The following is a 21325-nucleotide window of genomic DNA, read 5'->3' as shown; positions in this document are numbered from 1 at the left end:
GCCCGCGCGCATCGCGGCGCCGTGCGCCGGCGTCGCGATGCGCGGCCCGGCGATAGCGAATCCGGTCGGCCGCAGACTCGGCCGCAAATAAAGAAGGCCCGGCAATGCCGGGCCTTCGAGTTTCCGCAGCGCCAAGGATCAGCGCAGGTTTTCTTCGATCACCTTGATCTGCACGCGCTTGCGCAGCGCCGTGGTCAGTTCGCGGCTTTCTTCGTAACCGCCCATCTGCGAGATCTGCGTGCGCAGCATGTCGAGCTGGGCGGCCGGGATTTCCGACTTGCTGCCCGGCTTGACCTTGTTGACCGCGAACAGGACCACGCGGCCGTCGGCGAGCGCCGACTTGCCGGCGGCGACCTTGCCTTCGGCCGGCGCCTTGAGGGCGAAGATCGCTTCGCTGACTTCCGGGGTCGGCAGCGGCATGCCGCGGGCGACGTCCGGGATCGTTTCCGGGGCCGTCAGCTGCTTGGAAGCGGCCACCGCGGCGATCGCTTCGCCGCCGTTGATGCGCGCGACCAGCGCATCGGCTTCTTTCTGCGCGGCCTTGATGCCGCGATCGGTGCGCACCGCGGCGATCACCTTGTCGCGGACCTGGGCCAGCGGCAGCGCGCGTTCCGGCGTATGCGAGACGACGCGGATCAGCACGCTGTGCTCCTGGCCGATCTCGATCGGATCGCTGACCGTGTTGTCCTGCAGGCGCGCATCCGAGAACGCGGCGCGGATCACCGCCGGGTGGGCGCCGATGCCCTGGCCGTTGGCCGCGGCATCGCGGGTGACCGGGCCGACCTTCTGCACCGGCAGGTTCATCGCCTTGGCCGGACCGTCGAGCGAGGTCGGGTTCTTGTAGACCAGGTCGACCAGCTTGGCCGAGAAGTCGTTGAAGTTGCGCTCGCGGCTGGTTTCGGTCTCTTCGCGCAGCAGCGCGTCGCGGACCAGCGCGAACGGCTGTTGCTCGCCGCTCTTGACCTCGCGCACCACGATCACGTGCCAGCCGCTGTCGTCCTTCACCGGCGCACTGATCTCGCCGACCTTGAGCTTGAACGCGGCGTCTTCGAACGCGCCCGGGATGTCGCCCTTGCTGACCCAGCCCAGCTCGCCGCCGGCGGCCTTGGAACCGAGGTCGTCGCTGTTGGCGCGGGCGATCGCGGCGAAATCGGCGCCGGCGGCCTTGGCCTGGGTCGCGAGCTGCGCGGCCTTCTGCTCGGCGGCCTTCTGCGCCGCGGCATCGGCGCCGGAGGCGACGTTGACCTGGATGTGCGAGATCAGGCGCTGTTCCTGGGCGATGAAGCGGCTCTTCTCGGCCTCGTAACGGTCCTGCAACGCCTTCTCGGTCGGCAGCGGCGGCGGCGGCAGGGTCGCGCCGTTGATCTCGACGTATTCGAGGTTGACGCTCTCGGGCGCGCGGAAATCCTTGGCGTGGCCGTCGTACCACTTCTGGATGTCGGCGGCGCTGACCTCGGCGGTGTCCGGGGTCGGCGGCGGCAGCATCACCAGGCTGACGTCGCGGCGTTCGCCCATGAGCTTGATCAGGCGGTCGGTTTCGGCGTGGGTAAGGAAGTTGCTCTGGCCGATACCGCCGGTCAGCAGGGTTTCCATGAGGCGGGCGCGCACGAACTGCTCGAACTCGGTCGGCGTCTGCGCCGGCTGGCGCATCTGCAGGCCGAGCACGTAGCGCTCCTGGTTGAACTTGCCGGTGCTGTCCTGGAATTCCGGGACCGCCTGGATGGTCTTGATGACCAGCGCATCGCTGACCGCCAGGCCGTCGACTTCGGCGGCGAGCTTGCGCACGCGCTCGTCGATCAGCGTTTCCAGTATCGCGCGCTTGCTCTCGGGCTTCTCGAACTCGCGCGCATCGAAGGCTTCGCCTTCGGCGGCGCGGCGGCGATCGCGTTCTTGCTGGAAGCGCGTATTGAATTCCTGTGCGTCGATCGACTCGTGCTTCCACAGCATCGAGGCCGGCCACCACGACGGCGCCGAACGCCACCACGACGGGGCCATGTCGATCCGCGCGACCGAGCTGTCGACGCGCTGCACGAGGTATTGCTCGATGCCGACGAAGGCGAAGGGAATGATCAGCAAGCCGAGGATCACGGTGGCGATCCAGCCCGAGGTCTTGTCGCGAAGTGTCTGCAGCATGTCCGAGTCGCGTTCAGTCGTAAGCCGGACAGTTTAGCGCGGTTCCGGTCCCCAGGCGGATGGGGCGACGACGGTCCCATTCCGGGCGACCGGCCGGGGCCGGCGGACGGGCTGCGGACGGGTCGGGCTGGATGCTGCGGCGCGAAAAACGGCGGCTGCGCGAGCGGTTCCGCTGCAGGCGGGCCCCGCTGCGGGCCGACCTGCAGCAGGACGACGGCGGATGCCGGCCGTGGCCGTGGCTGTGGCGGCGAGGCCGGCGGGGGGCCGCGGCCGCAGGCTGCGCCCGAATCGCAGGCATAAAAAAAGGCGCCGTTTCCGGCGCCTTCGCAAAACTGGCGGAGTGGACGGGACTCGAACCCGCGACCTCCGGCGTGACAGGCCAGCATTCTAACCGACTGAACTACCACTCCGCGTTTTGAACTCTTTCAACCGAATCCTGACTCGTGTGTCTTGCCTGACTTCATCTTTCGGATGACGTCTTGGCAGAAAGACCAGCGAGACTGGTGGGTGCTGAGGGTTTCGAACCCCCGACCCTCTCCGTGTAAAGGAGACGCTCTACCGCTGAGCTAAGCACCCGAGTGCATCGGATTCTGCTTGGCGATGCCCCAGGCACCGCCGGCGAGCTGCTTAGTTTACAGCATCCTTCAGCGCCTTGCCAGCCTTGAAGGAAGGATTCTTCGACGCTGCGATCTTGATCGTTTCGCCGGTCTTCGGATTGCGACCCTGGCGGGCGGCGCGCGCGCGCACCTGGAAGGTACCGAAGCCTACGAGCGTAACAGTGTCGCCCTTCTTGAGCGCCTTGGTGACGACGTCGATCAATGCATCGACGGCGGCGGTAGCGTCGGTCTTCGACAGCTCGGCGGTTTCGGCAACTGCCCCTACGAGATCGGCCTTGTTCATTATTTTCTTGACTCCTGTGCGGATTGGACCGCGTGTTCTGAGAATCGGATCTACGCCAGCAGGCGTACGTCCCGATCAAGCGTGCCGCGCTGCAGAAGCAGGATTTCCTGCAGCGCGGTTGCGGTCGTTATACCAGCGGCATTTTGGGGGCGCAAGCGTGAAAGCTAGCAGCGACGCGGCTTTCAGCGCTTTTTTCGGGTTTCCGACCGACGGCCCGACTTAATGCTTGACGTCGGGCTGCGCAGCCGTCTTGCCGCCGTCGCGCACCGGCAGCTCGCCCTCGCCGGAGGGCGGCGTCGGTGCGATGGGACGTTCCAGCGCAAGGTCGAGCACCTCGTCGATCCAACGCGCCGGCACGATCTTGAGGCCCTGCATCACGCTCTTGGGCAGGTCGGAAAGATCCTTGCGGTTCTCCTCGGGAATGATCACGGTGCGGATGCCGCCGCGCAGCGCCGCGAGCAATTTTTCCTTGAGCCCGCCGATCGGCAGTACGCGTCCGCGCAAGGTGATTTCGCCGGTCATCGCGACGTCGGCCTTGACCGCGTTCTTGGTCAACATCGACACCAATGCGGTGGCGATGCCGATGCCCGCGCTCGGGCCGTCCTTCGGCGTCGCGCCTTCGGGCACGTGCACGTGCACGTCGTGCTTCTGCAGGAACTCGACGTCGATGCCGAGCCGTTCGGCGCGCGAACGCACCACCGACAAAGCCGCCGATGCGGATTCCTTCATGACGTCGCCGAGCTGGCCGGTCAGGATCAGCTGACCCTTGCCCGGCACCAGGGTGGCTTCGACCTGGAGCAGGTCGCCGCCGACTTCGGTCCAGGCCAGGCCGGTGACCAGGCCGATCTCGTTCTGCTCTTCGGCGCGGCCGAAATCGAAACGGCGCACGCCCAGGTATTTCTCGAGATTCTTCGAACCGACGCTCATCGCGCCGTCCTTGTCCTTCTTGAGCTTCGGACCGGCCAGGGCGATTTCCTTGACCACCTTGCGGCAGATCTTGGAGATCTCGCGCTCGAGGTTGCGCACCCCGGATTCGCGCGTGTAGTAACGCACGATGTCGCGCACCGCCGATTCGGCGATCTTGATTTCCTCGACCTTCAAACCATTGGCCTTGATCTGCTTGGGCAGCAGATAGCGCATGGCGATGTTGAGCTTCTCTTCCTCGGTGTAACCCGGGATCCGGATCACTTCCATGCGGTCCAGCAGCGGGCCGGGAATGTTGAGCGAGTTCGAGGTCGCCACGAACATCACTTCGCTGAGGTCGAGGTCGACTTCGAGGTAGTGATCGTTGAAGGAATTGTTCTGTTCCGGATCGAGCACTTCCAGCAATGCCGAAGACGGGTCGCCACGGAAGTCCATCGACATCTTGTCGATTTCGTCGAGCACGAACAGCGGGTTCTTGCTGCCGACCTTGTTGAGGTTCTGGACGATGCGGCCCGGCATCGAACCGACGTAGGTGCGTCGGTGGCCGCGGATCTCGGCCTCGTCGCGCACGCCGCCGAGCGACATGCGCACGAACTTGCGGTTGGTGGCCTTGGCGATGCTCTGCCCCAGCGAGGTCTTGCCCACGCCCGGCGGACCGACCAGACACAGGATCGCGCCCTTCATGTTCTTCACCCGCGTCTGCACGGCGAGGTATTCGAGGATGCGCTCCTTGACCTTTTCCAGACCGAAGTGGTCGGCGTCGAGGACGTCCTGCGCGGCCTTGAGGTCCTTGCGGATCTTGCTGCGCTTCTTCCACGGCACGCCGAGCAGCCAGTCGAGATAGTTGCGCACGACCGCGGCCTCGGCCGACATCGGCGACATCTGCTTGAGCTTGTTGAGCTCGGCCTTGGCCTTGGTTTCCACCGGCTTGGGCATGCCTGCCTCGGCGATCTTGCGCGCGAGCTCGTCGACGTCGTTGGGCGCATCGTCGATCTCGCCGAGCTCCTTCTGGATCGCCTTCATCTGCTCGTTGAGGTAGTACTCGCGTTGGCTCTTCTCCATCTGCGACTTGACCCGGCCGCGGATGCGCTTCTCCAACTGCTGCACGTCGATTTCGCCGTCGACGAGGCCGACCAGCTGTTCCAGGCGCGCGCCGATGGCGTGGGTCTCGAGCAGCTTCTGCTTGTCGCCGATGCGCACGCCCAGGTGGGCGGCGACGGTGTCGGCGAGACGGCCGGGTTCGTCGATGCCGGCCAGGGTCTGCATCAGCTCCGGCGGCAGCTTGCGATTGGTCTTGACGTACTGCTCGAACAAGCCCATCAGCGAGCGCGCGATCGCCTCGACTTCGCGTTCTTCGCGGTCGATCACCGGCTCGACCACGTCGGCCTGGCCGGACAGCGCGCCGTCGCGTTCGAGGACGTCGCCGACCTTGACCCGCGACACGCCTTCGACGAGGACCTTGATGGTGCCGTCGGGCAACTTGAGCAACTGCAGCACCTGCGCGAGCGTGCCGATCTCGTACAGATCCTCGGCGACCGGATCGTCGGTCTCGGCGGATTTCTGCGCGACCAGCAGGATGCGCTTATCGGATTCCATCGCCAGATCGAGGGCGCGGATCGACTTGTCGCGGCCGACGAACAGCGGGATCACCATGTGCGGAAACACGACCACGTCGCGCAGCGGCAGCACCGGCAGTTGCAGGATTTCGTGTTCGGTACGGTCGGACATGCGGACTCCAGATGTATGCGTTAGGCAGCCACTACGGCGGCCACGCCCGATTTATGGGGTTGGCGCCCGAACGATGCAAGCACGACATTGGTCCCAACGCCGCCAGCATGCGCCAAACCCTTGCCAATCAAGACATTGAGGCGATTACGGCACTCAATGTTCCAGCCAAGCGTTCAGTATCACCGTGTACTGACATCTGAAGTCGGCCCGGGCGCACGGAACCGGCCGCTGCGGCCGGTTCTTACGGCTTGCGTTGACGGCCGCCCTTCCCGGGCCACGATGGCGCGGCTCCTTACCGGATCAGACGCCGGCCGAGGGCCGGATCGGACAAGGGAGGTCCTGGAAGGCGGCCTGCACGGCCCGGCGGGATGGCCTGGCGGGATTGGCTTGGCGCGCGTCGCGGACAAGGCGAGAGCCGGCGAGCGGCGCTCGTGGTGCCATGGGCCTGGTCCGCGATGCAGGCGGGCGCTGGGTGCGGGTCTGGGCGGGTCGCACCCGAGCCAGCCGAAGCTCCCAGGCTTTCGACGCGCGGCCGGAGCAGGCGTTGCCGCCCCCGGATAGCAAACGCCCCGGCAGGGCCGGGGCGTTCGGGGTTTACTCGGCCGCAGCGACCTTCGGCTGCGCCGGCGGCGTCTGATAGATCAGGTACGGCTCGGACTTGTGCTCGATCACCGACTCGTCGACGACCACCTTGCTGACGTTCTCCAGCGACGGCAGTTCGTACATCGTGTCCAGCAGGACCGACTCGACGATGGTGCGCAGGCCGCGCGCGCCGGTCTTGCGCTTGAGCGCGCGACGGGCGATCGCCGCGAGCGCGTCGGGACGGAATTCGAGCTCGACGCTCTCCATCTCGAACAGCTTGCGGAACTGCTTGGTGATCGCGTTCTTCGGCTCGGTGAGGATCGAAATCAGCGCCGCTTCGTCGAGTTCCTCGAGCGTGGCGACCACCGGCAGGCGGCCGACGAACTCGGGGATCAGGCCGAACTTGATCAGGTCTTCCGGCTCGACCTCGGCCAGGATGCGGCCGATGTCGATCTTGCGCTCGCTGCTCTTGACCTTGGCGCCGAAACCGATGCCGCCGGCCTCGGTGCTGCGCTGCTGGATGATCTTGTCCAGGCCGGCGAACGCGCCGCCCACCACGAACAGGATGTTGCGCGTGTCGACCTGCAGGAATTCCTGCTGCGGATGCTTGCGCCCGCCTTGCGGCGGCACGCTGGCGATGGTGCCTTCGATCAGCTTCAGCAGCGCCTGCTGCACGCCTTCGCCGGACACGTCGCGGGTGATCGACGGGTTGTCGCTCTTGCGCGAAATCTTGTCGATTTCGTCGATGTAGACGATGCCCTGCTGCGCTTTTTCGACGTCGTAGTCGCACTTCTGCAGCAGCTTCTGAATGATGTTCTCGACGTCTTCGCCCACATAACCGGCTTCGGTCAGGGTGGTCGCGTCGGCGATCGTGAACGGCACGTTGAGCAGGCGCGCCAGCGTTTCGGCCAGCAGCGTCTTGCCCGAACCGGTCGGGCCGACCAGCAGGATGTTCGACTTCGACAATTCGACGTCGTCGTTCTTCTGCCGGCTCTCGATGCGCTTGTAATGGTTGTATACGGCCACCGCCAGGGTGCGCTTGGCGCGCTGCTGGCCGATCACGTATTGGTCGAGCACTTCGAGAATCTCGCGCGGCTTCGGCAGATGGCTGCGGGCCGACTGCGCCTTCTCCTCGAGCTCCTCGCGGATGATGTCGTTGCACAGCTCGACGCATTCATCGCAGATGAAGACGCTCGGGCCCGCAATCAGCTTGCGGACTTCATGCTGGCTTTTACCGCAGAACGAGCAATACAGGATCTTGTTGCTGTCGCCCGTGCTGCGTCCTTGTCGATCGTCGGTCATGCTTTGGCCCGTTGGTGCTCGAATCGTACTCATATTCCCGATTGGCCATCTCGGCAAGCGCCTGTAATGGCCGTTCGGCTATCGCAGCCCGAGAATAACACACCCCCCGGCCCCGCCCTGCGGGCGGGACTGGCGGCGGTTACCCAGTGCGATCAAGGGTTTGCGCGTCTGGACGAACGGTCAGGCAGCCTGGACCGAGTCGTCGGGACGGCGCTCGAGGACCTGGTCGATCAGGCCGTATTCGCGCGCGGCTTCGGCGCTCTTGAAGTTATCGCGCTCGGTATCGCGCGCGATCGTCTCCAGCGCCTGGCCGGTGTGCTTGGACAGGATCTCGTTGAGGCGCTGACGCAGGGTCAGGATCTCGCGGGCGTGGATGTCGATATCGGTCGCCTGACCCTGGAAGCCGCCGAGCGGCTGGTGGATCATCACGCGCGAGTTCGGCAGGGCGTAACGCTTGCCCTTGGCGCCCGCGGCGAGCAGCAGCGCGCCCATGCTGGCGGCCTGGCCGACGCAGATCGTGCTCACGTCCGGCTTGATGTACTGCATGGTGTCGTAGATCGCCATGCCGGCGGTGACCACGCCGCCCGGCGAGTTGATGTAGAGGCTGATGTCCTTTTCGGGATTCTCGGCCTCCAGGAACAGCATCTGGGCCACGATCACGTTGGCGACATGGTCGTCGACGCCGCCGACGAGGAAGATCACGCGCTCTTTGAGCAGGCGCGAATAGATGTCGTAGGCGCGTTCGCCGCGGCTGGTCTGTTCGACCACCATCGGCACCAGATTCAATGCTTTGGTTCGGTTATCCATTTCAACGGCACCTATTGGCTGACGTGGAGTGCGCTTGTAATGCAAGCGCGGTCCGGCCAACTTGGGGCCGGCCGGACCGCAGCGCAAGAGGCGCGATTGCTAAAAGCGGCATTGCCGCCTAGCACGCCCGATCGGGAAAGCTCGAAAGCCGCCGATCAGGCCGGGCGGATCGCTTCGCTGAACGACAGCGGCTGCTCGGTGTGCTGGGCGCGCTCGGCGATCCAGTCGATCACCTGCTCTTCCATCACGCGGTTCTGCAGGCCGGCCATCAGCTGCTGGTCGTTGCGGTACAGGTCGATCACCTGCTGCGGCTCCTCATAGGTCGAGGCGATCAGGCGCAGGGTCTCGTTGACGCGCTTGGGCTCCAGGCGCAGCTCGTGGCGGCGGGCGATCTCGCCGACCAGCAGGCCGACCAGCACGCGCTTGCGCGCTGCGTCCATGTAGTTCAGGTGAGCGTCGGCCGGGGCTTCGATCTGGCGGCCCTGGCGGCGCGCCTGCTCGACGGTCTGCCAGACCATGTCGCGGGCTTCGTTCTCGACCAGCTTCGGCGGCATTTCGACCGACTCGTAGGCGGCGATCAGCTGCTCGCCCACTTCACGGCGCAAGCGGGTCATCAACGCGCCCTTGAGCTCGCGCTCCAGGTTGGTGCGGATGTCGTTGCGGAACTGCTCGGCATCGCCGCTCTTCACGCCGAAGCTCTTGATGAACTCGGCGTCGACGTCCGGCAGGACCGGCTCGGAGACGTGGTTCAGCTTCAGGTGCACGCTGGCCTTCTGGCCGGCGAGCTGCGGGGCGCGCCATTCGGCCGGGAATTCGACTTCGGCGACCGTTTCTTCGCCGGCCTTGAGGCCGACCAGGGCGTCCTCGAGCGGCTTGAACATGGATTCCGAACCGATCACGGTGCTGCCGTGCTCGGCGCCTTCGGCCGGCAAACGCTCCTCGCCAACCTGGGTCCAGGTCTCCAGCTCGACCACGTCGCCCTGCTGGGCGGCGCGATCGACCGACTTCAGGGTGCGGCGCTGCAGGCGCAGGTTTTCGATCATCGCGTCGATGTCGGCGTCGGCGACTTCGGCGACGTGACGGACGATGTTGAGCTTGGCCACGTCGATGTCGCCGAAGTCCGGCACGACCTCGAAGGTCGCCACGTAGGACAGCGTCTCGCCGCTTTCGTTGGCCGGCTCGATGCGCGGGTTACCGGCGATCTGCAGCTTTTCCTCGCGGATGGCGTTGCCGAAGCTTTCGCGCAGCATGCCGTCGAGGATTTCGGCCCGCACCTGCGCGCCGAAACGCTGCTCGATGACCTTGGTCGGCACCTTGCCGGGGCGGAAGCCCTTGATCTTGGCGCCGCGCGCGATTTCGCGCAGGCGGCCGCCGACCTGGTTTTCCAGGTTCTCGGCCGGGAGGCTGAAGGTCAGTCGGCGTTCGAGCGAGCCCAGCGATTCGAGCGAAACTTGCATATCCACTCCTGCGACCACGGCACTCGCCGCAGCACGATGTTGATGATCTTGTCCGGCCGCCGTTATCGACGAGACCCTCGCCGGCCAGCGGAACTTGCTAGTTTGGCCGATTACGGGCCGGCCTGCCAGCGCCTGGGGGCGGAAAAGCCGTCCGGACGGGCTTGCTGGGGCCGAAACGGCGGAATTCGCGACCTGGGTCGCAGCCGAGGGCGGGTTTGGAGGCGGTCTGGCGCGCAGTGAAGCCGGCTGGACGGGAGTGGCTGGCACGGCGGCTGGCTGGGGCAACCCCTGAAGCTGGAGGCTGGCGCGGCCAGGCCGAGGGCCGGTCGGGTCATCCTGCCAATGGTGCATTCATGGCGGATGGGTGCCGACCCGCCGACGTGGTGCGAAAGGCGGGACTCGAACCCGCACGGGGGTTACCCGCTGGAACCTAAATCCAGTGCGTCTACCAATTCCGCCACTTTCGCCCAGGGCCGGCATCGCGTGGATGCGGCCGACGCATTCTAGCCGTCACGCCGAAAAAAAGCGCCTCGCGCCCAAGCCACCGCAACCTATCGGAGGATCACCCGGGCACGGGCAGCCGGCCCGACTTCGCATGCAGTTGGGAAGTCCTGCGCCTTGGCGGCGCGCCGTGGCGATGCGCACCGGCCACGACACGGACCTTGATCGCCTATTCGTGGATGCAAGGCAACCGCTGACCGCCGTCGTCCGCGTTCGCGCGCCGCTCGGCGGCGACGAATGCCGCGCGTTTATTGCAGGCACTGCAGGCAAAAATCGCGGACAAAGAAAAAGGCAGCTGGATCGCTCCAGCTGCCTTTCGATTTTGGTGGGCTGTCAAGGATTCGAACCTTGGACCTATTGATTAAGAGTCAACTGCTCTACCAACTGAGCTAACAGCCCGGTGAAACTAGGTGCGGAACTATACAGAAAAAATCAGTGCCGCACAACACTTTGGGGTGGAAGACGGGATTTGAACCCGCGACCCCCGGAATCACAATCCGGTGCTCTAACCAACTGAGCTACATCCACCATAAACCTGCTACTGCAACGCACGTTATTGAAACACGAACGCACGTTTACGAAAACTTTTTTGGCGCGCCCGGCGGGACTCGAACCCACAACCACCGGCTTAGAAGGCCGGTGCTCTATCCGGTTGAGCTACGGGCGCCAGATTACATCTTAACTGACGGCCGAGCTTGCTCGATGGATGGTCGGGGCAGAGGGATTCGAACCCACGACATCCAGCTCCCAAAGCTGGCGCTCTACCAGGCTGAGCTATACCCCGAGCCGGGACTCCCGCGACACGCCAAGACCGCGAAAGGCCGCATAGTGTGGGCGGCGCTTTGTTCCCTGTCAATCGTGCGTTGCCGGCGCCGCACCGCCCTGCCCGAGCCGCCGCCGCTTGTGCGATGTATGCTTCGACCCTATCTAGTATTCATTCTCGAAACCGCGTTTTTCCAAGGAGCAAGACCATGCGCAGCGGCAATCCCGCATTGAAGGACTCGACCTTCCTCGACCTCGGCACCGGCTCGGTCGTGCGCGGCGGCGACCAGGTGATGACCCTGAACGGTACGGTCAACAAAACCGGCGTGTTGTTGCTGCTGACCGTCATCACCGCGTCCTTCGCCTGGAGCCAGGTCCAGATCACCGAGCTCGGCGCGATCGGCGCCGGCCCCTATGTCTGGGGCGGCGCGATCGGCGGCCTGATCCTGGCCCTGGTCACCACCTTCAAGAAGACCTGGGCGCCGGTCACCGCGCCGCTGTACGCGCTGGTCGAGGGCTTCTTCCTCGGCGCGATCTCGTCGATCTTCGAGGCCAAGTTCCCGGGCATCGTGATCCAGGCGGTCATGCTGACCTTCGGCACCCTGTTCGCGCTGCTGTTCGCGTATCGCTCGGGCCTGATCAAGGCGACCGAGAACTTCAAGCTCGGCGTGGCCGCGGCCACCGGCGGCATCTTCCTGATCTACCTGGCCACGATGGTGCTGGGCCTGTTCAACATCAACATCCCCTACATCCACGAATCGGGCCTGATCGGCATCGGCTTCAGCCTGTTCGTGGTGGTGGTCGCGGCGATGAACCTGGTGCTGGACTTCGACTTCATCGAGACCGGCGTCGAGCAAGGCGCGCCGAAGTACATGGAGTGGTACGGCGCGTTCGGCCTGATGGTGACCCTGGTGTGGCTGTACATCGAGTTCCTGCGCCTGCTGTCGAAGCTGCAGTCGCGCAACTGATACCCACGGTTCGTGTTTTGCAAAGGGCGCCTTCGGGCGCCCTTTTCTTTGCCCAGGGTGGGCGCGTTCTGGCCCGGCCGCCGCTGCCTGTGGCTACGAAGCGCGAGGCATGCACCCGCAAACGACGACGGCGCCCGAGGGCGCCGTCGTTGCTTCGCTGCGAAACCTTCGGATCAGGCGCGGCCTTCTCAGAAGCGATCTTCGTCGTCGGTCTCGAACTTGCCTTCGTAGCCTTCCGGCGGCGGCGGCTGGTCGCCGACCGTCCACAGACGCTCGAGGGCGTAGAACTCGCGCACGCGCGGCAGCATGACGTGGACGACGACGTCGCCCAGATCGACCAGCACCCACTCGGCCTCGCGCTCGCCTTCGACGCCCAGCGGCATGACGTCGAGGTTCTTGGCGAACTTGACGACTTCGTTGGCGATGGATTTGACGTGACGGGTCGAGGTGCCGGAGGCGATCACCATGTAATCGGTGACGCTGCTCTTGCCGCGCACATCGATTTCGACGACATCCTTGGCCTTGAGTTCTTCGACCGCGGCGTGGACCGTCTTGAGCAACAACGCGATCGGCGGCGGCGGGTTCGGCAGCTGGGTCTTGATGACTTGGGCTTGGCTGGTCAAGGGGAAATCGGCTCTGCGTGACGGGGAGTGTGCCGGGATTATACCGAAGCGCCGCGCAGGGCTCGCACGCCATACAGACCATGACGTTCTATATAGCCGGCAACGGCCGCCGGAACGTACTCGCGCCAGGGCTGCCCAGCGGCGATCAGCGAACGTACCTGGCTGGCCGATTCGGCATGGAGCGGCTGGTTCAGGCGGAAAACCCGTCCGGCCGGGGCCTGCCTCAAGGCCTCGACCTGGGCTGTCTCGCGACCTGCTGCGAATGCGATGCGCTCGGTTTCGAGGGGGCTGCCGGGGCGCTCGGCGACGACGAAATGGGCCAGGCCGAACAAGGCCTGCCACTCTTTCCATTTCGGCAGGTCGAGAAAACTGTCGGCGCCGACCAACAGCGCCAGCGGCTGCTCCGGGCCGACCTCGGCGCGGACCTCGCGCAGGGTCTCGACCGTATAGGAGCGGCCCTCGCGGCGCAGTTCGCGCCGGTCGACCATGAGTTCGTCTTCGCCGGCCACGGCCAGGTCGAGCATGCGCGCGCGGTGCTCGGCGCTGGCGCCGGGCAAGGCGCGATGCGGCGGGTCGGCGGCCGGCATCAGCCGGACCTGCGCGCGCAGCGTGTCGCGCGCGGCGCGGGCGATCGCCAGATGGCCGTCGTGGATCGGATCGAAAGTGCCGCCGTAGAAGACCAGCAAGCCCATGGGCGGCGACTCAGGCGCCGGACACCGCGAGCAGGCGCAGCGCGCGCGGCTCGGCGACGGCCAGCAACAAACGCTCCAGCGCGACCCAGGCATCGCCGCTCTCGCGGCCCTTGGCCATGCGGTCGACGCGGCCGGCCTGGGCCAACAAGGCCTCCCAGCGGCGGGCGTCGTGACGCTGCAGGGCGCGGCGGTACATGGGCTGCTTCGAGTCCCAGATCCGCTGCGCCTTGAATTCGGCGTTGATGTTGCCGCCGCGCGCGTTGACCCGCGCCAATGCGGCGGTGCGCTGCAATTCCATCACCACCATGCCGAGTAAGGCCGGCACCGCCTCGCCTTCGGCGCGCAGGCCGGCGAGCATGCGCGAGACCTGCCCGCCCTGCCCGTTCATGGCGGCGTCGAGCACGCGGAACACGTCGAAGCGCGCGGCATCGGCGACCAGGGTCTGCATGCGTTCGAGGTCGATGGTCTCGCCGTCGGACAACAGGGCGAGCTTGTCGACTTCCTGCGCGGCCGCGAGCAGATTGCCCTCGACGCGCTCGGCCAAGCTCTGCACCGCATCGCGATCGGCGCGCAGGCCGCGCGCGCGGAGGCGACGTTCGATCCATTCCGGCAGTTCGTGCGGCTTGATCGCCCAGGCCACGGCGATGTGGCCGACGCGGCCCACCGCTTCGCTCCACTTGCCGCCGTGCTGCTTGCTCCATTCGCCCGCGGTGATCAGCAGGTTGACGTCGTGCGGCGGGTCGGCGCAGAAATCGGAAATCACTTCGGCGCCTTCCTTGCCGGGCTTGCCGCTGGGCAGGCGCAGCTCGATCAGGCGCCGGCTGGCGAACAGGCTCGGCGCGCGGAAGGCGCCGGACAACGCGTTCCAGTCGGGTTCGCGTTGATTGCCTTCGGCCTCGTACACCTCGCGTTCGTCGATGCCCTGCTTGCGCGCGGCGGCGCGCACCGCGTCGGCGGCTTCGAGCACGCGCAAGGGCTCGGGCCCGGCGATCAGATAGACCGGCCGCAGGGCTTCGCTGTCGAGCTGGGCGAGCAGACGCTCGGGCGTCAGTTCCATGATCGCCGACGCAAGCCGTGAGCGAAGATCAACGCCGTTCGCTGACGGCGCCGACGCGGCGCAACACCGCGGCGCTCATCTCGCGACGCATTTCGCGCATCAGGATTTCGCGTTCGCCTTCGGTACCGATCGCGTTGACCGGGTTGGAGACGTAGTCGCGCGCCAGTTCGATGCTCTGGCGCGGCACCAGGGCGGTGCCGTCGGCCTTGCGCAGTTCGAAGGCGACGGCGTAGCGCAGGCTGTATTCCTGCACGCGGCCGAGTTCGTCGAGCGCGGCCGGGGTGTCGCCCCAACGCTCGGACAACAGATCGAGCACCGCCACTTCGCTGGAATCGGCGGTCGCCGGCACCGCGCCGGCGCGGGTCAGCGCCTGGGCCAGGGATTCGGCGAGCGGGCTGTAGCGGTCGGCGGAGACCACCCGCACCGGACCGAGGTCCGGCGGCAGGGTCAGGGCCTGGCGCAACTGGAAACCGCAGGCCGACAAGGCCAGCACGAGGACCGCCAGCGAGGTGCGGGCGGTCGCGCGGAGAAAGGGGGTGCGAGGCGTCATGTGGCGAAGTCTGGACGAGGCGGCTTCGGGCATCAATAGGAAGCCTGAACCGCATTGGCGTCGAAGCGGTCGCAGCCGTGGCTGCGTCTGCGCCCGCGTTCGGGGCACGAGCGGCGCGCCGATCCGGCGACGCCGTCGGCGCTCAGTAACGGATCGCCTGCCCCGCGAACAGCGCCTGCGGCGTCTGCGCGCCCGGCAGGGCCATGAGCCGGTCGAGCCAGGCCTGCACAGCCGGCCAGCGCTCCGGCCAGTCGCGCATCGCGAAACCGGCGGCCTCGGCCCAGGGCTCGACGGTGAAGAACAGATAGCCGCTGCAGGCGACATCGGCGATGGTCGGCGCCTCGCCCGCCAGCCACGGCGTCCGGCTCAACTGCGCCTGCAGGCGATCGAGATCGGCGAGCGAGCGGCGGTCGTACCAGGCCAACACCGCCGGATCGTAGTGGCCGAACTGACGGCCGTAGCGCGAATGGGCGACGTTGAGGCTCACCCGGTTGGCTTCCCACGACAGCCATTCACGCACGTGCAGACGTTGTTCGATGGTCTGGCCGTCGAGCGCGCCGGCGCGGGTCGCCAGGTAGTCGAGGATCACGTTCGACTGGCACAGCACCAGATCGTCGATGCGCAGCACCGGCACTTCGCCGTGAGCGGCGAGCTCGCGGAACTCCTGCGAACGCTGATCGCGCGGGCTGCGGATATCGACGTGGCGCTGCTCGAAGTCGATACCGAGCAGGCGCAGGGCCAAAGCGACCTTGTAGCTGAAACCGGAATCGGGGTGGCAGTAGAGGATGGGAGTCATGGCAGGCTGGGTGGATTGGGTGAGGAGGCGATGCAATGACTTGCAGCGACACGAGACTTGCAGCGGGCCAAGAGCAAATCCCCCTACTCCCCTCAACAAAGGGGGGAAAGCAACAACGGCAGCTCAGCAACGGACGCAAACAGCAACACGACCATCTGGTGCCCCCCTGTTGAGGGGGCCAGGGGGATTTGCTGTTGCTGTGCCTTCGCCCTTACCGGCCCGACGCGACGACTCAGCTCGCGACGATGTTGACGATCTTGCCCGGCACCACGATCACCTTGCGCACGGTCAGGCCTTCCATGAACTTGACCACGTTCGGTTCGGCCAAGGCCAAACGCTCGGCGTCTTCCTTGGCCACGTTGACCGGCACTTCGATGGTGCCGCGCAGTTTGCCGTTGACTTGCACCGCCAAGGTCACCGCGTCGCGCGCCAGCGCCGAGGTGTCGACCGCCGGGAACGGCAGGTCTTCGAGCAGGGTTTCGTCGTGCCCCAGCACCTGCCACAGCGCGTGGCTGGCATGCGGGGTGATCGGGTTGAGCAGCAACACGATCGCCGCCAGCGCTTCCTGGCGCAGGGCGCGGCCGTTGCCGCTGGCATCGTCGAACTTGCCCAGGTGATTGAGCAGTTCCATGACCGCGGCGATCGCGGTGTTGAAGCTGTGGCGACGGCCGTAGTCGTCGCCGACCTTCTGGATGCACTCGTGCAACTGCCGGCGCAGGGTCTTCTGCGCGGCGTCCAGGCTGGCGATATCGAGCGCCGGCGCGGCGCCGTCGGCGGCGTGCTTGTGGACCATCGTCCACAGACGGCGCAGGAAGCGCGCCATGCCTTCGACACCGGCTTCGTTCCACTCCAGCGACTGGTCCGGCGGCGCGGCGAACATCGAGAACAGACGCACCGTGTCGGCGCCGAACTTGCCGACCATCAACTGCGGGTCGACGCCGTTGTTCTTCGACTTCGACATCTTCTCGGTGCCGCCGATCTGCACCGGCTGGCCGTCGGCCTTGAGCGCGGCGCTGGTGATGCGGCCGCGTTCGTCGCGCACGATCTCGACGTCGGCCGGATTGATCCAGTCCTTCGAGCCGTCGCCGTTGTCGCGATAGAAGGTGTCGGCGATGACCATGCCCTGGGTCAGCAGGTTGGTCGCCGGCTCATCGCTGTTCACCAGGCCCTGGTCGCGCAGCAGCTTGTGATAGAAGCGGAAATACATCAGGTGCAGGATCGCGTGCTCGATGCCGCCGATGTACTGGTCGACCGGCAGCCAGTAGTTGGCGCGGCCGTCGACCTGCTCGGAAGCGCCCGGCGAGGTGTAGCGCGCGTAGTACCAGCTCGACTCCATGAAGGTGTCGAAAGTATCGGTTTCGCGCTCGGCCGCGCCGCCGCACTGCGGGCAGGTGGTCTTGCGCCATTCCGGGTCGGCCTTGATCGGCGAGGTGATGGCGCCGGCCTTGGCATAGGCATCCGCCACGTCTTCCGGCAGCACCACCGGCAACTGGTTCTCCGGCACCGGCACGTCGCCGCAGCTCGGGCACAGGATCACCGGGATCGGGCAGCCCCAATAGCGCTGGCGGCTCACGCCCCAGTCGCGCAGGCGGTAGTTGACCCGGCGCGCGCCGCGGCCTTCGGCCTCCAGCTTGGTCGCCAGGGCGTCGAGCGCCTGCTGGAAATCCAGGCCGTCGAAGTCGCCGGAATTGACCAGCCAGCCACGCTCGGTCCAGGCGCCCTGCTCGTCGATGCCGCTCTGGAATTCCTCGACCACCTGCACCGCGGCGGTGGTGCCGTAGACGTCGACCGAGGCCGCGCCGCCGAGGGCGCTGCGCATCGGGTCCTTGTGCTGGGTGGCGACGTCCTCGCCGATCTCGGCGAGCGCGTCGCGCACCGCGTCGGGCACGATCACGGTCTTGATCGGCAACTGGTAACGCTTGGCGAATTCCCAGTCGCGCTGATCGTGGCCGGGCACGGCCATGACCGCGCCGGTGCCGTAGTTCATCAGCACGAAATTGGCGACGAACACCGGCAGCGCTTCGCCGCTGATCGGATGAATCGCGCGCAGGCCGGTGTCGCGGCCGCGCTTTTCCTGGGTTTCCAGTTCGGCTTCGGACACGCCGCCGCGGCGCAGCTCGGCGATGAACTCGGCCAGGTCGCTGTCGCTTTGCGCGGCGAGCGCGGCCAGCGGATGCTCGGCGGCGATCGATACGAAGGTCACGCCCATCAAGGTGTCGGGGCGAGTGGTGAACACGTTCAAGGGTTCGACCGCGGCGCCGTTCTCGTCGCGCACGTCGAAGCGGATCTCCAGGCCTTCGCTGCGGCCGATCCAGTTGCGCTGCATGGTCTTGACCGCTTCCGGCCAGCCCGGCAGCGTGTCCAGGCCGTCGAGCAGTTCCTGGGCGTAATCGGTGATCTTGAGGAACCACTGCGGAATTTCGCGCTTCTCGACCAGCGCGCCGGTGCGCCAGCCGCGGCCGTCGATGACCTGTTCGTTGGCGAGCACGGTCTGGTCGACCGGGTCCCAGTTGACCACCGAATTCTTGCGGTAAGCCAATCCCTGCTTCATCAGCCGCACGAACATGCGCTGCTCGTGCACGTAGTAGTCCGGCGTGCAGGTGGCGAACTCGCGCGACCAGTCGATGGCATAGCCCATGGTCTTGAGCTGCGCCTTCATGTGGGCGATGTTGGCGTAGGTCCACTTCGCCGGCGCGGTCTTGTTCTTGATCGCGGCGTTCTCGGCCGGCAGTCCGAACGCGTCCCAGCCCATCGGCTGCAGCACGTTGTGGCCGGTCATGCGCTTGTAGCGCGAGATCACGTCGCCGATGGTGTAGTTGCGCACATGGCCCATGTGCAGCGCGCCCGAGGGGTACGGCAGCATCGACAGGCAGTAGTACTTGGGCTTGTCCGACGTTTCGTCGACCTCGAACGCGCGGGTGGCGTCCCAATAGCCTTGGGCGGCGGTTTCGACGCTGCTCGGGTCGAAGGCCTTGGTTTCACTCTTGGGGTCGTGCGGGGGGTGGGGGACGTCGGTAGACACAGGCGGGCATGAGCGGAAGGACAGGACCGGCAAGCCTACCGCAGCGCACCAAGCCCCGCCATGCGCGGGCGGCCGCGGCTGCGGCCGCAAGACCCGCGACAGGTCGCCCTCCCCGCTCTGGCCGGCCCCACCCGGGCACCGGCGAAGAAGGCCGGCCCTCGCGGACCGGCCTTCGGTTTTCACGCCTGCGACCCGGGTGCAGCGCCCCGGCGCAGGCGCCGGCGTGCGCTCAAACGCACTCGAACGCGACGACCTGCCCCTTCTCGTTGTAGATCGGACGGACGGTTTTCCCCATCGGGCAGAACTTCGGCAGATTGCCGATGACTCCGCCCCGGGTGCGGTCGGGAGCCGGTGCGGTGCGGACATCGGTGGCCTGGACGGCCCCGGACAACAGGACGGCGGCGAGCAACAGCGACAGCTTGATCATGACGGTCGACTCGTTCTGGACGAACCGGATGGATGCCGACGAAGGGCCTGTACGGCCGATGCAGGCCTCCGGTCCGGCCGGCCCGCATCGGCCCCCAAGTTGCAGTCAAGCATGACCCTTGGCAACGGTGCGCGGCCGAATCGGCCGCTAAGATCGGCCAACTTCGTCCCGGAATCCGCACATGACCCGTCTCGCCGTCGCCGTCATCGCCGTCCTGTCCGCCGCCCCGGCCTATGCCGCCCCCACCGTCGCGGCCGAACCGATGGCACTGCAGTGCGGCCGATTGTTCGACGCGCGCAGCGGCAAACTGCTGGAATCGCGCACCGTGGTGGTGCGCGACGGCAAGGTCGAGCAGGTCCTCGACGGCCGCGCCGAGGCGCCGGGCGCGCGCACGGTCGACCTGTCCGGCCACACCTGCACGCCGGGCTGGACCGACCTGCACGTGCACCTGGGCGACCAGTCCAGCCCGAAGAGCTACGAAGAAGACTTCCGCCTCGACCCGGTCGATTTCGCTTTCCGTTCGGTCGGCTATGCCAACAAGACCCTGATGGCCGGCTTCACCAGCGTGCGCGACCTCGGCGGCGAAGTCAGCCCGCACCTGCGCGATGCGATCAACCAGGGCCTGGTCGCCGGCCCGCGCATCTGGGCCGCGGGCAAGTCGATCGCCACCACCGGCGGCCATGCCGACCCGACCAACGGCTATAACGCCACCCTCTCGCATCTGCTCGGCCCGCCGGGCCCGACCGAGGGCGTGATCAACTCGGTCGACGAAGCACGCCAGGCGGTGCGCCAGCGTTACAAGGACGGCAGCGACGTGATCAAGATCACCGCCACCGGCGGCGTGCTGTCCTACGCCAAGTCCGGCGACGCGCCGCAGTTCACCGTCGACGAGGTCAAGGCCATCGTCGACGCCGCCAAGGACTACGGCTATCGCGTCGCCGCGCATGCGCACGGCACCGAAGGCATGAAGCGCGCGGTGCTCGGCGGGGTGACCTCGATCGAGCACGGCACCTACATGACCGACGAAGTGATGTCGCTGATGAAGCAGAAAGGCACCTGGTACGTACCGACCATCTATGCCGGCCGCTTCGTCGCCGACAAGGCCAAGATCGACGGCTACTTCCCGGAAGTGGTGCGTCCGAAGGCGGCGCGGATCGGCTCGCTGATCCAGCAGACCGCGGCCAAGGCCTACAAGAACGGCGTCAAGATCGCCTTCGGCACCGACATGGGCGTCGGCCCGCACGGCGACAACGCACGCGAATTCCTCTACATGGTCGAAGCCGGCATTCCCGCCGCGGTGGCCTTGCAGGCGGCGACGATCCGCGCCGCCGAAGTGCTCGGCGTCGACGACCAGGGCGTGATCGAAGCCGGCAAGCGCGCCGACATCGTCGCCGTGCCGGGCAACCCGCTCGAGGACATCAACGCGGTGATGAAGGTCGATTTCGTCATGAAGGACGGGCAGGTCTTCAAGCAGGCCTTGTAAGCGCCGCGCCGCATCGCTGCGGGCGCCGACGCGCGTGGGCGCGCCGGCGTCGGCAGCCGCTTGCCGGCCCAGTTCCAGTTCACAGAAAAGCCGCCTGCGGCGGCAGCACCGCCGTGCCCGTGAACTGAGTCACGGCGGGCCCGCCGCGTGCGTGGCATAAGCACGGTGCCGGGTCAGCATCCGGCACAGGAGATTCAAACGCCGCAGTACATCGAGGCCGCTCGCGCCTCCCGGCCCACGCTTCACTGAAAGGGAGTTCGAATGAAACCGCCCTTGCTCGTCGCCGCCGTTTGTGCGGCCGCCCTCGGCAGCCTGCTTTCGATGACCCAGGCACTCGCGGCTCCGCCGTGCCCGGAATGTTTCTATCCCTACCGCGCCTGCATCCGCAGCGCCGTCACGCCGGAACAGCAACTGGCCTGCGAGCTCGAATACAACGACTGCCGCGCGAGCTATTGCGAAATCACCGCCGCCGCGAGCGACGCGCTGGCGCCGCGCGAACGCCACCAGGCCACACCGGTAAGAGCCGCGCGCATCGTCGACACGCGGCAAAGCGCGCGCTGAGTCCATCGCCGCGCGGCCTCGGCCTCTCCGACGCCGCGCGCTCCAGGACC

At 66.6% G+C, this 21325-nt stretch carries 16 protein-coding genes and 7 tRNA genes; 3 read left to right on the top strand and 20 right to left on the bottom strand.

Annotated features, from left to right (window positions below):
• Positions 1-138: 138 nt before the first annotated feature.
• The 13 genes from EX88_RS0113475 to EX88_RS0113415 all read right to left on the bottom strand — a co-directional run bounded on the left by EX88_RS0113475 (position 139) and on the right by EX88_RS0113415 (position 11118).
• Positions 139-2133: a peptidyl-prolyl cis-trans isomerase gene (locus tag EX88_RS0113475; RefSeq protein WP_031372510.1), complete on the bottom strand. Its 1995-nt coding sequence runs from the start codon at positions 2131-2133 to the stop codon at positions 139-141.
• Between the two features lie 333 nt (positions 2134-2466).
• Positions 2467-2543, bottom strand: a tRNA-Asp gene (locus EX88_RS0113470).
• Positions 2544-2634: 91 nt separating this feature from the next.
• Positions 2635-2709, bottom strand: a tRNA-Val gene (locus tag EX88_RS0113465).
• Positions 2710-2760: 51 nt separating this feature from the next.
• Complete coding sequence (locus EX88_RS0113460) at positions 2761-3033, bottom strand: HU family DNA-binding protein (protein WP_031372509.1); 273 nt, start codon at positions 3031-3033, stop codon at positions 2761-2763.
• Positions 3034-3252: 219 nt separating this feature from the next.
• Positions 3253-5685 (bottom strand): endopeptidase La, encoded by a 2433-nt coding sequence (lon, locus tag EX88_RS0113455; RefSeq protein ID WP_031372508.1) that lies wholly within the window; start codon positions 5683-5685, stop codon positions 3253-3255.
• Between the two features lie 594 nt (positions 5686-6279).
• Entirely contained in the window at positions 6280-7569 is a 1290-nt protein-coding gene (gene clpX, locus EX88_RS0113450) for an ATP-dependent Clp protease ATP-binding subunit ClpX (RefSeq protein ID WP_031372507.1), read from the bottom strand.
• 180 nt (positions 7570-7749) lie between these two features.
• On the bottom strand, positions 7750-8376 hold the full coding sequence (gene clpP / locus EX88_RS0113445) for an ATP-dependent Clp endopeptidase proteolytic subunit ClpP (protein WP_031372506.1): 627 nt from the start codon (positions 8374-8376) through the stop codon (positions 7750-7752).
• Between the two features lie 155 nt (positions 8377-8531).
• Positions 8532-9833, bottom strand: a complete 1302-nt coding sequence (gene tig, locus EX88_RS0113440) for a trigger factor (RefSeq protein WP_031372505.1) — start codon at positions 9831-9833, stop codon at positions 8532-8534.
• Positions 9834-10214: 381 nt separating this feature from the next.
• A tRNA-Leu gene (locus EX88_RS0113435) sits at positions 10215-10300 on the bottom strand.
• Between the two features lie 357 nt (positions 10301-10657).
• Positions 10658-10733 (bottom strand) — tRNA-Lys (locus EX88_RS0113430).
• A 52-nt stretch (positions 10734-10785) separates the two neighbouring features.
• Positions 10786-10862, bottom strand: a tRNA-His gene (locus EX88_RS0113425).
• 62 nt (positions 10863-10924) lie between these two features.
• Positions 10925-11001, bottom strand: a tRNA-Arg gene (locus EX88_RS0113420).
• 40 nt (positions 11002-11041) lie between these two features.
• Positions 11042-11118 (bottom strand) — tRNA-Pro (locus tag EX88_RS0113415).
• Between the two features lie 187 nt (positions 11119-11305).
• Between EX88_RS0113415 and EX88_RS0113410 the strand changes: the two genes are divergently transcribed.
• On the top strand, positions 11306-12064 hold the full coding sequence (locus EX88_RS0113410) for a Bax inhibitor-1/YccA family protein (RefSeq protein WP_031372504.1): 759 nt from the start codon (positions 11306-11308) through the stop codon (positions 12062-12064).
• Positions 12065-12252: 188 nt separating this feature from the next.
• Here the strand turns inward: EX88_RS0113410 and rsfS are convergent, their stop codons facing one another.
• From rsfS to EX88_RS0113375, 7 genes are all read right to left on the bottom strand, one after another.
• Complete coding sequence (rsfS, locus tag EX88_RS0113405) at positions 12253-12687, bottom strand: ribosome silencing factor (protein WP_036148873.1); 435 nt, start codon at positions 12685-12687, stop codon at positions 12253-12255.
• A 38-nt stretch (positions 12688-12725) separates the two neighbouring features.
• On the bottom strand, positions 12726-13379 hold the full coding sequence (nadD, locus tag EX88_RS0113400) for a nicotinate-nucleotide adenylyltransferase (RefSeq protein ID WP_031372502.1): 654 nt from the start codon (positions 13377-13379) through the stop codon (positions 12726-12728).
• Positions 13380-13389: 10 nt separating this feature from the next.
• Positions 13390-14436, bottom strand: coding sequence for a DNA polymerase III subunit delta (holA, locus tag EX88_RS0113395; RefSeq protein WP_031372501.1), 1047 nt, complete (start codon positions 14434-14436; stop codon positions 13390-13392).
• 28 nt (positions 14437-14464) lie between these two features.
• Positions 14465-14986 carry an LPS assembly lipoprotein LptE gene (gene lptE, locus EX88_RS0113390; RefSeq protein ID WP_051885094.1) on the bottom strand — a complete coding sequence of 174 codons (522 nt, stop codon included), beginning with the start codon at positions 14984-14986 and terminating at the stop codon, positions 14465-14467.
• A 142-nt stretch (positions 14987-15128) separates the two neighbouring features.
• Complete coding sequence (locus EX88_RS0113385; RefSeq protein WP_031372499.1) at positions 15129-15782, bottom strand: glutathione S-transferase family protein; 654 nt, start codon at positions 15780-15782, stop codon at positions 15129-15131.
• 232 nt (positions 15783-16014) lie between these two features.
• A complete protein-coding gene (gene leuS, locus EX88_RS0113380) occupies positions 16015-18804 on the bottom strand; it encodes a leucine--tRNA ligase (RefSeq protein ID WP_036148872.1) in 2790 nt (929 codons plus the stop codon).
• Between the two features lie 229 nt (positions 18805-19033).
• Positions 19034-19231, bottom strand: a complete 198-nt coding sequence (locus EX88_RS0113375) for a hypothetical protein (protein ID WP_031372497.1) — start codon at positions 19229-19231, stop codon at positions 19034-19036.
• Positions 19232-19412: 181 nt separating this feature from the next.
• Between EX88_RS0113375 and EX88_RS0113370 the strand changes: the two genes are divergently transcribed.
• Both EX88_RS0113370 and EX88_RS0113365 read left to right on the top strand, forming a co-directional pair.
• The gene (locus tag EX88_RS0113370; RefSeq protein WP_031372496.1) at positions 19413-20714 is read left to right on the top strand and encodes a metal-dependent hydrolase family protein; all 1302 of its coding nucleotides are present in this window, start codon (positions 19413-19415) and stop codon (positions 20712-20714) included.
• A 261-nt stretch (positions 20715-20975) separates the two neighbouring features.
• A complete protein-coding gene (locus EX88_RS0113365; protein ID WP_031372495.1) occupies positions 20976-21275 on the top strand; it encodes a hypothetical protein in 300 nt (99 codons plus the stop codon).
• Positions 21276-21325 lie beyond the last annotated feature (50 nt).

It is taken from the genome of Lysobacter antibioticus (assembly GCF_000731095.1).
Taxonomy (GTDB): domain Bacteria; phylum Pseudomonadota; class Gammaproteobacteria; order Xanthomonadales; family Xanthomonadaceae; genus Lysobacter; species Lysobacter antibioticus_B.
This window is presented reverse-complemented; position numbering and strand designations above follow the sequence as displayed.

What these genes read in the sequence shown, in the direction of transcription:
- EX88_RS0113475 (WP_031372510.1), bottom strand. Translation starts at nt 2,133, where the DNA reads ATGCTGCAGACACTTCGCGACAAGACCTCGGGCTGGATCGCCACCGTG.
- EX88_RS0113460 (WP_031372509.1), bottom strand. Translation starts at nt 3,033, where the DNA reads ATGAACAAGGCCGATCTCGTAGGGGCAGTTGCCGAAACCGCCGAGCTG.
- lon (WP_031372508.1), bottom strand. Translation starts at nt 5,685, where the DNA reads ATGTCCGACCGTACCGAACACGAAATCCTGCAACTGCCGGTGCTGCCG.
- clpX (WP_031372507.1), bottom strand. Translation starts at nt 7,569, where the DNA reads ATGACCGACGATCGACAAGGACGCAGCACGGGCGACAGCAACAAGATC.
- clpP (WP_031372506.1), bottom strand. Translation starts at nt 8,376, where the DNA reads ATGGATAACCGAACCAAAGCATTGAATCTGGTGCCGATGGTGGTCGAA.
- tig (WP_031372505.1), bottom strand. Translation starts at nt 9,833, where the DNA reads ATGCAAGTTTCGCTCGAATCGCTGGGCTCGCTCGAACGCCGACTGACC.
- EX88_RS0113410 (WP_031372504.1), top strand. Translation starts at nt 11,306, where the DNA reads ATGCGCAGCGGCAATCCCGCATTGAAGGACTCGACCTTCCTCGACCTC.
- nadD (WP_031372502.1), bottom strand. Translation starts at nt 13,379, where the DNA reads ATGGGCTTGCTGGTCTTCTACGGCGGCACTTTCGATCCGATCCACGAC.
- holA (WP_031372501.1), bottom strand. Translation starts at nt 14,436, where the DNA reads ATGGAACTGACGCCCGAGCGTCTGCTCGCCCAGCTCGACAGCGAAGCC.
- lptE (WP_051885094.1), bottom strand. Translation starts at nt 14,986, where the DNA reads ATGACGCCTCGCACCCCCTTTCTCCGCGCGACCGCCCGCACCTCGCTG.
- EX88_RS0113385 (WP_031372499.1), bottom strand. Translation starts at nt 15,782, where the DNA reads ATGACTCCCATCCTCTACTGCCACCCCGATTCCGGTTTCAGCTACAAG.
- EX88_RS0113375 (WP_031372497.1), bottom strand. Translation starts at nt 19,231, where the DNA reads ATGATCAAGCTGTCGCTGTTGCTCGCCGCCGTCCTGTTGTCCGGGGCC.
- EX88_RS0113370 (WP_031372496.1), top strand. Translation starts at nt 19,413, where the DNA reads ATGACCCGTCTCGCCGTCGCCGTCATCGCCGTCCTGTCCGCCGCCCCG.
- EX88_RS0113365 (WP_031372495.1), top strand. Translation starts at nt 20,976, where the DNA reads ATGAAACCGCCCTTGCTCGTCGCCGCCGTTTGTGCGGCCGCCCTCGGC.